The 11,855-nt window shown below is 37.6% G+C and carries 11 protein-coding genes; 8 read left to right on the forward strand and 3 right to left on the reverse strand.

The annotated features are described in order from the left end of the window. Window positions 1-15 precede the first annotated feature (15 nt). From rutF to FHR28_RS06480, 4 genes are all read left to right on the forward strand, one after another. Window positions 16-585, forward strand: coding sequence for an NADH-dependent FMN reductase RutF (gene rutF, locus FHR28_RS06465; protein ID WP_166782212.1), 570 nt, complete (start codon window positions 16-18; stop codon window positions 583-585). A gap of 24 nt (window positions 586-609) precedes the next feature. Then, a complete protein-coding gene (rutG, locus tag FHR28_RS06470) occupies window positions 610-1,968 on the forward strand; it encodes a pyrimidine utilization transport protein G (protein WP_166782213.1) in 1,359 nt (452 codons plus the stop codon). A 473-nt stretch (window positions 1,969-2,441) separates the two neighbouring features. Further along, window positions 2,442-2,681, forward strand: coding sequence for a hypothetical protein (locus tag FHR28_RS06475; RefSeq protein WP_004724636.1), 240 nt, complete (start codon window positions 2,442-2,444; stop codon window positions 2,679-2,681). Window positions 2,682-3,008: 327 nt separating this feature from the next. Then, entirely contained in the window at window positions 3,009-3,761 is a 753-nt protein-coding gene (locus FHR28_RS06480; RefSeq protein ID WP_105714097.1) for a class II aldolase/adducin family protein, read from the forward strand. Between the two features lie 82 nt (window positions 3,762-3,843). Here FHR28_RS06480 and FHR28_RS06485 read toward each other — a convergent pair whose 3' ends face one another. Further along, window positions 3,844-4,533, reverse strand: a complete 690-nt coding sequence (locus FHR28_RS06485; RefSeq protein ID WP_151956756.1) for a pirin family protein — start codon at window positions 4,531-4,533, stop codon at window positions 3,844-3,846. 174 nt (window positions 4,534-4,707) lie between these two features. After that, window positions 4,708-5,937 (reverse strand): L,D-transpeptidase family protein, encoded by a 1,230-nt coding sequence (locus FHR28_RS06490; protein ID WP_004724632.1) that lies wholly within the window; start codon window positions 5,935-5,937, stop codon window positions 4,708-4,710. A 276-nt stretch (window positions 5,938-6,213) separates the two neighbouring features. Between FHR28_RS06490 and hemE the strand changes: the two genes are divergently transcribed. The 4 genes from hemE (at window position 6,214) to FHR28_RS06510 (ending at window position 10,845) form a co-directional block, all read left to right on the forward strand. Beyond that, a complete protein-coding gene (gene hemE, locus FHR28_RS06495; RefSeq protein WP_034611784.1) occupies window positions 6,214-7,287 on the forward strand; it encodes a uroporphyrinogen decarboxylase in 1,074 nt (357 codons plus the stop codon). 21 nt (window positions 7,288-7,308) lie between these two features. After that, a complete protein-coding gene (locus tag FHR28_RS06500) occupies window positions 7,309-8,115 on the forward strand; it encodes a DUF817 domain-containing protein (protein WP_105714099.1) in 807 nt (268 codons plus the stop codon). Between the two features lie 143 nt (window positions 8,116-8,258). Further along, window positions 8,259-8,729 (forward strand): DUF3015 family protein, encoded by a 471-nt coding sequence (locus FHR28_RS06505; protein WP_004724626.1) that lies wholly within the window; start codon window positions 8,259-8,261, stop codon window positions 8,727-8,729. 169 nt (window positions 8,730-8,898) lie between these two features. After that, window positions 8,899-10,845, forward strand: a complete 1,947-nt coding sequence (locus tag FHR28_RS06510) for a DUF4105 domain-containing protein (protein WP_166782214.1) — start codon at window positions 8,899-8,901, stop codon at window positions 10,843-10,845. A gap of 101 nt (window positions 10,846-10,946) precedes the next feature. Here FHR28_RS06510 and FHR28_RS06515 read toward each other — a convergent pair whose 3' ends face one another. Then, window positions 10,947-11,780 (reverse strand): hypothetical protein, encoded by an 834-nt coding sequence (locus tag FHR28_RS06515; protein WP_105714102.1) that lies wholly within the window; start codon window positions 11,778-11,780, stop codon window positions 10,947-10,949. Window positions 11,781-11,855: the final 75 nt, after the last annotated feature.

Genomic DNA, 11,855 nt, shown 5'->3' on the forward strand with positions numbered 1-11,855 from the left:
TGGGGTGGGAGCGTCATGATGCAAATGATCAAACAGAAAAGTGCACTTGCTGGTGAAATAATTGAGTTTAACAAGCCGTGTGAAGCCAATGTCCATTTAGAAATCGATCAAGCTATTTTTAGACAAGGTATGTCTAATCTGGGGGCAGCGGTCAATGTGATCACCACCAAAGGTGATGCAGGGCAGGCAGGTTTTACCGCATCCGCAGTGTGTAGTGTAACGGATTCACCTCCAACCTTATTGGTATGTCTCAATCGGGCTGCATCGGTATATCACGTTTTTTCTGAAAATAAAGTTTTATGTGTCAATACATTGGGTTCAAATCAAGCCGAATTGTCGAATCTCTTTGGTGGCAAAACACCGATGCAACAGAGATTTGCACAAGCTGAATGGAGTGAACTGGTGACAGGTTCTCCCGTGTTAGATAACGCCCTAATTTCATTTGATTGTGAAGTGGTATCCAGTCAAGTGGTCGGCAGTCATGATGTATTGTTTTGTCAGGTCAAAGCAATTCGTCACAACCCAAGTTTAAATGCGCTTCTATATTTCAAACGCAGTTACTGTGAACCTCAAAATGTATGTTGATCTCTCAATATGGGGACTTAGAAAATGGCGATAAAAGAACCATGGTTTACATCATTTAAACCATACACAGGAAATTTAGATCAAACCCCTGTGCAAATTGATGAATATTTACCTGCTGGAAAAAGTATTGTTTTGGGCTTGCAACATGCTTTTGCAATGTTTGGTGCAACGGTTCTTGCCCCTTTGCTAATGGGCTTTGATCCCAATTTAACCATATTTATCACGGGTATTGGCACGATTCTATTCTTCTTGATGACAGGTGGAAGAATGCCAAGTTATCTTGGATCTAGTTTTGCATTTATTGGTGCTGTCGCTGCTGCAACAGGCTATGCTGGAGTGGGATCAAACCCGAATATTGCCTTGGCTTTGGGGGGGACCATCGCTTGTGGCTTAGTGTATGCCGCGATTGGTTTAATTGTCATGAAGACTGGAACAGGTTGGATTGAAAAGTTGATGCCACCGATTGTTACGGGTGCAATCGTGATGATCATTGGACTAAATTTGGCACCCGTCACCATTAAAAGTGTTTCAGCAAATTCATTTGATACTTGGATGGCAATTCTAACCATTCTGTGTATCAGTGCGATTGCTGTATTTACCCGAGGCATGATGCGTCGCTTATTATTGTTGTTGGGTTTGGTCTGTGCATATGTCTTATATTTTATCCTTGCCAATGTAATGGGCTTTGGCAAAGCTATCGATTTTGCAGTCATTAGCAATGCTGCATGGTTAGGCCTACCACATTTTGTTGCACCTACGTTTAATGCCAATGCCATGCTGTTAATTGCGCCCGTGGCAATAATTCTGGTCGCTGAAAATTTAGGTCACTTTAAAGCAGTATCTGCAATGACAGGCCGTGATTTATCACCTTATATGGGACGTGCTTTTTTTGCCGATGGTGTATGTACCAGTTTATCAGCTTCTGTTGGTGGGACAGGCATGACCACCTATGCTGAAAATATTGGGGTTATGGCCGTCACTAAAATTTATTCAACGACTGTCTTTGTGATTGCTGGGATCTTTGCCATTTTGTTGGGCTTATCACCTAAATTTGGAGCTGTAATTAGTACTATTCCTGTTGCGCTTTTAGGTGGTGCTTCAATTGTGGTGTTTGGTTTAATCACAGTGGCTGGTGCAAAGATTTGGATTGATAACAAAATTGATTTCACTAAAAACAGTAGCTTAATTATCGCTGCGGTCAGCTTGATCATGGGAGCAGGTAATTTTAGTGTACATATTGGTTCATTTGATCTTGGTGGAATCGGTACAGCAACTTTGGCCGCAATTTTATTAAATCTATTTTTAAATCGTGGAGAAAAACAGCCTGATGAGATCAAGCTAGAATCAAGTGATGCTGAAAAGTCCTTATCGCAGTCTTCTTGAGGCAAAGGGATAAGATTGTGACTTCAAATGATTAAACAGCAGATTTTACCGTGAAAAGCGTGGCATTTATTGGTTGTGGGGAATGGGATTGCGTATGACATCTCATTGAGCAAAATTTTGTACACGAGTGAAATATGGAATCGTGATTTTGCAAAGGTCAATCACATGCACAAAAAATTGGGACGCTAGCAGTGAGTTTGTAAGAAGCGCTACAAGCAGAGGTGATTTTTCCTTGTTTGGCTATAAGTACGAAAACAGCATATAGGGGATGAATTCAAGCTTTAATATTGCAATTTTAAAGCGATTGTTGGGGAAATTCTTATCCATATTCATGGGTGAAATTTATACAGATATTACGGGTTTTTATGGTGATGCCCTATGCGACAAATTTTGTCGCATAGGGCATTTTTCTATCTAGCATTTAATTCTCCAATAAATATAATAGAATCTGTAAGCACGATGAGATTTAAAATATGAAAGACTGGATTAAGATACGAGAAATTTTAAAAAACATTCAAAATCGACAAAATAAAAATCAGGCTATTTACTTAGTCGGTATGGTCGACTTAAACGAACTGGATATTTCATGGTTGATTGATGAAGACTACATTGAAATTGATGATGCTATTTCTTACTTGGACAATAGAGATATTGTTTTCATTAAGGATTTAACTTTTAAGGGTAAAAAATTACTCTATCAGCTCAGTATTTAAATCTATTTTTTATAACAACGAATGAGGGCGTTTTATAACAATAATGAAGAATTAAAATAAATAATAATTTAATTTTTTAATTTAATAAAAATAAATAAAAGATAAAACTTTATTATAACAATTTAATAAGTATAAGTAATAATAAAAAATATGATAATTAATAATTTTAATCCAAATCAATATTCAATTATTGGTTTGGATTTTTTATATTCTGTAACTCCAAAATTGATGCTTTAGTTGCCATTCACGAATTAAAACTTGTTAATTTGTTGAACTCTCGTTAAAAGTAATGATGTTTTATACATTGGCAATAAAAAGGATTTTAGGATGAAACGTCCAAAGCATATTGATAAGGCTGAATGGGAAGCACGTTGTCAGTTGGCAGCACTTTATCGTTTAATTGCACACTATAGAATGACCGATTTGATTGATACCCATATCAGTTTACGTGTCCCGCATGAGCCTGATCATTTTCTGATTAACCGCTATGGTGTGACATTTGATCAGATGAAAGCATCAGATTTGGTGAAGATTGATCATGAAGGGAATATTGTGGCCGATTATGACCAAGGGAAAATGGTCAATGTCGCAGGCTTCGTCATTCATTCTGCCTTACACCATGCCAAAGATGATATTCACTGTGTTATTCATACCCATACGGCAGACGGGATTGCGGTGTCTGCACAAGAAAAAGGTTTATTGCCTTTGTCGCAACATGCACTGAAATTTTATAATAATATTGCTTATCATGAATATGAGGGCATTGCGTTTTCCACCGCAGAGCGAGAGCGTTTGGTTGAGGATTTGGGCAATTACCGTTGCATGATTTTACGTAATCATGGTTTGCTCGCCACTGGTAATAGTATCGCAAGAGCATTTCACGAAATTTACTTTTTAGAACGGGCTTGTCAAGTTCAGATCAAAGCCATGAGTAGCTCGAAACTGCATTATCCGAGTAAGCAAATATGTGAATATACGGTCAAGCAATTTGAAAGTGATGCTGCTGAACCAATTATTCAGGCCGCTTGGAATGCTGCTCTATCATTGATTAAAGATCAGAAAAAAAATTATTGTGCTTAAACACTGCTGCTAACTTATTCAACAAGCTCGACATAAAAAAACCTCCATATATTACATACGGAGGTTTTTTATTGCATACGGATTAGCTGTTTAAATCAAACCAAATAAACTGGCTATCTTCATGTGCAGTGAGTGTTGAATCTTCGTCAAATAAATAAGCATCACCTGCTTTAACGACTTGACCGGCAATATCAATTTCACCGTCGATCACATGTACATAGTTAAATTTTTGGGTTGCTTTCACTTCAAGTGTGTGACCTTTTTCCAAATATGCCGCTTTAATTTCAGCATCTTGACGAATATGCATCGGGGCATTGTCATTTGGCCCCACAATCAATTGCCATTCATTAGGTGATTTTTTAGGATCACGTTCAATTTGTTGATAATTTGGTTCAGCATCTTGAACATTTGGAATCACCCAAATTTGTAACATATGAACGGCTTCATCACCTTGGTTGATTTCACTGTGTTGTACACCTGTACCCGCACTCATCAATTGCCATTCACCGGCATGGATATGACGTTCATTTCCCATGCTGTCTTTGTGTGAAATGGTACCTTTGAGCACACAGGTCAAAATTTCCATATTGTCATGTGGATGAGTACCGAAACCTTTATGTGCTGCAATGGTATCATCATTGATTACACGTAAAGAACCAACACCCATATATTTAGGATCGTACCAACTACCAAAAGAGAAACTATGTTTGGTGTCTAACCAACCCATTTTTACGTGACCACGGTTTTCGCTGTGATGTAAAAAAGTATTCATCTCAAGTCTCCAATTCTTTATTTTTTAACATGAGTGAATATTAATATTTAAGTAATTGGGATGAAATAGCAAAATAGCAACATATTGTTTTGTTTTTAGAACGATCAGTTTTTTATCTTTTGCAATAAAAAAACCAGTGTATGCACACTGGTTTTCATTTCATCAAGTATAAGATTATTCTAAGAATTTAACTGTTACACCCGATTTAACTTTTTTACCTAAGTCATTGGCATCCCAGTTGGTCAAACGAATACAACCATGTGAAGCTGTTTTCGAAATAGCAGATGGGTTTGGCGTACCATGAATACCAAATGATTTCTTACTCAAGCCAATCCAGATATTCCCTACAGGGGCATTTGGACCAGGTGGTAATGATAATGGTTTTAAGTTTTTGCCTTGTACAAAGTTACTTGGCGAGTAACTATACCAAGGGTTGCGTGCAACACCGGTAACTTTATACGTTCCTGTTGGCGATGGTGTATCAGAACTACCAATCGTGGCAGGGAATGAGCCGACCATTTGGTTTTGCGCATTAAATAAATACAATTGTTTCGCGCCTTTATGCGCCACAATTAAATGGATATTTTCAGGCAATTCGTTACGGATATTGGTGACAACGATCTTTTCACCAACTTTGTTAAATGTTGCTTTAGGATTAAGTTTCTTTAAGAACTCTTCATCCATATGGAATTTTTCACCCAGCATTTCGGTGACACGGGTGTAATACAAACCTGGCATTTTTGCTTGTAAAGCATAATCACGTGGAATTGATTTTGCATAAGGACCTTTTAGATCTTCAGCAGTTATCGTGTATTCTACAAAAGCAGGTTTATTGCCTTGTTGAGAAATTAATGCATCCCAAGTTTCTTTGGTCAGCTCACCCGTTGGTTTAATGCCATTCATTTGTTGGAATGAAGCAATGGCTTTCAGCGTATTCATACCGCTTGAACCATCAATTGCACCAGGTGAAGCATGTGCATTATTTAACATGACATGGGCACGAGCATAGACAGGGAATTGACCCTTGCCAATATTTTCGTACCATTCTGCATTGTTGATTCCATCTAAAGTCCAAGATGCTTTAGGCGCGTTGGGATTGCTTGCCGTTTTTGCAGTCGTGGTCTGTGGAGCCGATGGGGCAATAGCAGTACCTGAGTTTTTATCCTCAGTTTTTTCTAAATTTTGTAGCGTGTTTGCAGCTTTGTCTAAGTCTTGTTGCTCTTGCTGGCTTATCTGTGTTTCTACACTTGAAGCAGAACTGTCAATAGCAAGTGGATCAATAGGATCTTCAACGGGAGCAGCAACTTTTTTAGGCGTTAGAGGTTGCTCAGCTGTAGATGCAGCAAAAGCTGTACCTGTTAATAAACAGCTTAAACTCAAAGCAAGAATTGAGCGAACGAACATGTAGATCAACCTTAAGAATTATTCATAATTTATGACTAAAAATCTGGGTAAGTATTGCAGAAATTATAAGGTGTTGCAGTATTTGTTTTGTGTTAATCATTTTTTTCTATAGACATTTTCTCAGTCAGCTGGTTTTGTTTTATTTTCGTATACCAAATGAAATTTAAATCAAAGTCATCAAACTAAAACTTTATTGAGAAAAATTTTCTAGAAATGGTTATGTAGCAGGCCTTTTTGCTATGATGGGGCGAATTTAATTTTTGATTGGGAAAGTAAATGACGACCTTAAAAAATGATCGTTTTCTACGTGCCTTATTGCGTGAGCCTGTAGATACGACTCCGGTTTGGATGATGCGTCAGGCTGGGCGTTATTTACCAGAATATCGTGAAACACGTGCGAAAGCAGGTGATTTTCTTTCTCTTTGTAAAAATACAGAATTTGCTTGTGAAGTGACTTTACAGCCTTTGCGCCGTTATGAGCTTGATGCCGCAATTCTATTTTCAGACATTTTGACTGTTCCCGATGCTTTAGGTTTAGGGCTTTATTTTGAAACAGGTGAAGGCCCTAAATTCCATAAAACAGTTCGTACTGAACAGGATGTGGCAAATTTACCCAAATTCGATGCCAAATCTGATCTGGCTTATGTCATGAATGCGGTTTCAACCATTCGTTCAGCTTTGGGTGGTCAAGTGCCTTTAATTGGTTTTTCGGGTAGTCCGTGGACCTTGGCAACCTACATGGTGGAAGGTGGTTCAAGTAAAGATTTCCGTTTTACCAAACAGATGATGTATGCACAACCTGAAGTTTTACATGCTTTATTAGATCGTTTAGCCGATGCTGTAATTGACTATTTAAATGCTCAAATTGAGGCTGGTGCTCAAGCTGTACAAATTTTTGATAGCTGGGGTGGTGCATTAGCGCATCGTGAATATCTAGAATTTTCACTCAAATATATGCAGAAAATTGTTGCAGGATTAAAACGAGAGCATGAAGGGCGTAAAGTACCTGTGATCTTATTTACCAAAGGCGGTGGTCAATGGTTAGAGCCAATGATTGCTACAGGTGCAGATGCATTTGGTTTAGATTGGACAACCCCATTAAACGTGGCTCGCCAAACAGTCAATGGACGAGCAGCGCTACAAGGAAATCTAGATCCTGCAACATTGTATGGTTCAGCTGATTCTATTGAGAAAGCAACCAAAGCCATGTTGGATGATGCTTATGCCAATGGTGAGAAAACAGGTTATATCGCCAACTTAGGTCATGGTATTACACAATGGGTTGATCCTGAAAAACCAAAAGCATTTATTGACACTGTACACCAATACAGTGCCAAATATTTAGGTTAACTTATTGTTGTAAATGCATTTATGATCTATTTTAAATCATTATATGAATTTTTATTTAAGGCAGCATCGGCTGCCTTATTTGGTATTTTATTGCTGATTGCATTTGTCATTACGGCAAGCATGGGCAGCCATGAATTTTATGGTTTGTTTCGTTATGACTATTTATTGTTATATGCGTTGATCATTCAAGCCTGTTTATTGTATTTAAAATTAGAATCCTGGGCAGAAGCGAAAGTTATTGCTTTATTTCATATCATGGCCATGGCTATGGAAATATTTTTAACACACCCGCAAATTGCCTCTTGGCAATATCCGCAACCTGCCGTTTTTAAACTTTTGACTGTGCCTTTATTTGCAGGATTTATGTATTCGGCAGTCGGTAGTTTTTTTGCACGTTCACTGCGTTTGTATCAGGTTTCTTTTTTAAATTTGCCTAGTTTTGCCAATATGTTGAGTCTGGCAGTATTGTCATATATCAATTTTATGAGCAAATTCTTTATTCCAGATTTTCGTAATGTATTGTTCATTTGGAGTGTGGTAATTTTTTGGAAAACAAAAATTCGCTTTAAATTACAACAGCATGAATTTCAGCTTCCGATGTTACCGGTATTAGTTGTTTTGGCATTTATAATTTGGGTTGCTGAAAATATTAGTACTTTTAATAAAATTTGGTTGTACCCGAGTCAGGTGGATGCATGGCATATGGTGGGGTGGGGTAAGCTTGGCTCGTGGTATTTACTGTTACTTTTGAGTCTGGTTTTAGTACTTGAAATTCTCGGAGATCGCAATAAAAAGGGTGAATGGTCACTAAAAAAGTACAATAAATAATTTCGTAATTGTCATATTTAGATTTGCTTATCTAAATTTATGTGATAAATCTAAATAGGTGTAATCAAACTTACACATTAAGGAAAATAACAATTTACATATGTTGAATTAAAACAATGCATATGAAAATTCTGGAGAATTATATGTTAAAAAAAATCGCTTTGGCTGCTGTATTGGCTGCGGGTTCAAGTGTTGCTATGGCTGATCCAGATGTGGGTTGTGGTTTAGGATCGCAAGTTTGGGCTGGTCAATCTGGAAAAATACCTAAGATTTTAGCGGCAACCACCAATGGTCTTTTAACTAACCAATTATTAGGTATTACGTTTGGTACTTTAGGTTGTAATGGCAATGGTAAAGTGACTGCGCAAGTTGTGACCTTTACCAATGAAAACTCAGAAGCACTTGCACGTGATATGGCTGTAGGACAAGGTGAAAGTCTTAACGTACTTGCTTCATTGTTAAACGTTAAAGATGCAGATAAAGCACGTTTTAATGCTGTAGCTAAGTCAAACTTTGCAAGTATTTATTCAGCAGAAAATCAAAATTCTCTACAAGTATTAGCTTCACTTCAACAAGTGATGGCAAAAGACGAAGTATTAAAAGCTTACGTTTAATTGCGTCAAAAACCCTGCCTTGTTGCAGGGTTTTTTTATTTAAATTTTATCAAACACATATTATTGAAAAATGAATCAAGCATGAGTGAACATTGGGCGAACTTTTGTATTGAGCCGACATTTTTTAATTGCGCAGTTTTATAATATATCTATATAAATTGATGATTGAATGAAATATTTAGCACTTAGTTTAAGCTTACTCAGTTCATTGTTTACCGTTCATTTGCATGCGGAATCACTTTTAGAGAATCAGCAGGCATTAGAAAACGCATTAAAACTAGCACAACAAAAACAATTAGCCAGTCATATTACATGGAAACGTTTACTTTATGCAGAAGATGCCTCTGCTAAAGACTTAAATCACAAAAATGCAGGTCACAAAAACACAAATCAAAGCGAAGTCAGTTATTCAGGTTATTTCTTTGCTCAAGATGGTCGACAGAACATCCAAAATGAAATGAATGCAGATATCACTGCACTATTTCAAGTCGCCGATGACAATCAATCCATTCGTTGTAAATTTCCTGCACGTAGTCAATGGCTGATGCAACAACTGAATATTTCACAACAACAATTACCCGTTGTGTCCTGTACTGAGTTTGATCAATGGTATGCACAAATCAAACCCTACCAAGTGACCTTAATTTATGCGACTGATTTTATGGGCAATCCAAGCTCAATGTTTGGACACACCTTGCTTCGTCTCGATCCTAAGGATCAAAAGCAGCTCAACTTAGTCTCTTATGCTGTCAATTATGCAGCCACAGTAAACAGCGATGACAATTGGTCTTATGCATGGAAAGGGTTGGTTGGGAAATATCCTGGCGAATATTCTTTAATGCCGTATTATCGCAAAGTGAAAGAATATGGTGATTTTGAAAGCCGTGATCTTTGGGAATATGAACTGAATTTAAATCCTGAAGAGACCGCATTTTTGGTAAAACATATTTGGGAAATGCAAAAAGTCAGTTTTCCTTATTATTTTGTCAACGATAATTGTGCCTATCGTTTATTGGGTTTGATTGATTTAGTCCGTCCCACATCGAATTTACGTAAGCAATTTACTTATGCAGCGATCCCGATTGAAACCATTAAAGCCGTAGAACAACAGGGATTAGTACGAGAAGCGGTATATCGTCCAGCATTAGAAACACAATTAAATTCGCAAGCCAAACAACATGGTCATGCTTTGGCAAAAAAAGCCCATGCAATTGCGGTACTAGAACCACAACAGATGCAAGCGGCTATCGCTGATTATGATGATCAAGATCGTGCAAAAATATTAGAAATGGCCTATGACGATTTATATTTACAATTCGTTGCTCGTCAGGTCGATGCAAGCTTTACTCAACCGCGTTTTAGACAACTGCTAGGCTTACGTAGTCAAATCCCTATAGAGAAACAACGTTTAGCACCTGTGCGTCCCAAAGTTGATCCAGTCAATGGACATGATTCACGTAAGTGGTCCGTAGAAGCGGGTGAGGTTCAGGGTGAAAAATTTGTACAAATTGATCATCGTCAGGCCTATCACGAACTAAAAGATCCACAGGGCGGCTTCCGTACAGGCACACAATTGTTGTTTCTGGATGGTGCAGCACAATGGCGAGATGATCGACTTAAACTCGAACATCTCGACTTATTAACAGTAAACTCTTATAACCCCATTACCCCGTTTAAAATGCCAATAACATGGGGTTTTACTTTGGGCTGGCAGCAAGAAGCCATTCAAAATGGACAATTTACTGACCAGCAACAACATGGCGTGGTCAGTGCAAAAGCCCAATCTGGTTATACCCTTGCAGATGATGATCGTAAGCATCTCTGTTATGCGGAATTGCAAACACAGCTTCAAGCAGGTACATCATTGGATAAAGGCTGGCGTGTTGGACTAGGACCAACATTGGGCTGTCAAAATGTATGGTCAGATCGCTTAAACAGTGTTGTTCAAGTTGAATTACCCTATTGGCAAGATTCAAGTGAGTGGAATTTACGTATCCAGAGCACACTGCAATATTCGCTCAATCGTCAAAATTCATTAAACGTCAATTGGGAATACCAACAACAAAACCAACTTGATTGGCAGAAAATAGGTTTAGGCTTTGTACATTATTTTTAAAGATAGATCTGGCAAATCGGATTTTAGAATGTTATTTCGAGAGTAGAGCTTTGAGAATGACATGTTGAGATAGGTATTAATCGATCGCAAGCCAAGGATGTTTATACAAGTAGATTATTGATCCTCATACTTAGAATCTGCTGCCAATTGTTTAGAAAAGGGCTTTTGGTTTTTATAAAGAAATCACCTTGGTATAGTTGCTTGACTGTATCAAGATAACCGGCATCGACAGCATCTTCCAACTCTTTAAAATCCGCATGAATTTCTGCCTGTATTTGATAGGTTCTTGCACAGATTAATTCGCCCACCTTATTTTTTAAATAAGAAATCTCAGATTTAAGCGTATTTAAACTGATCTGTTCATCGCCATAGAGATAAATATGTAACTGCTCTAAAGTTAAACCCATAGGATTTAGAATCAAAATACAGATGATTTCAAATTGTCGTGGCGTTAAAAGGATCGACTGATCATTGATCATTATTTTCTGTGGTACTGAAAACGCATGGATGGTTAAACGATTAAAGGGCTGTGTATATAATTTTTGTGCAATGATCTCGGCGCATTGTGTAACAGCCAATTGTCCAAAAATATTTGCTTGATTTAAGCTGTGAAATAAAACCACTTCACCACAGGCTTCCCCTGATGTTAAATCAAGAATAGGCGCACTATAAATATAGTGTTCTGGCTTTGTTTCTAAATCCTGATCTTGTTGGAATCCTGCGAATTGATCTGTATTCACTGAACACCACAGTAGATTTTGTTGCATATCTCTGATTTGTATAACAACAGCAGCGAGCAGCGCCGTATTGAGTAAATCCTGCTGACATTGAATCAGTGCGGATTGTAATGCTTGCTGGGAACGTGAGTTTGCTTGGGCAGGGGTTAAATTTTCCTTTTTGCTTGTTGGTTTTTTAGCAGGTGGTTTTGAGTCCATCGCATAATCCATTTATGCATATATACTAAATAATATCTTAAATTAAATAAACAAATAACAAAGTAAATAAAATAT

It is taken from the genome of Acinetobacter sp. BIGb0196 (assembly GCF_011759595.1).
GTDB lineage: Bacteria > Pseudomonadota > Gammaproteobacteria > Pseudomonadales > Moraxellaceae > Acinetobacter > Acinetobacter guillouiae.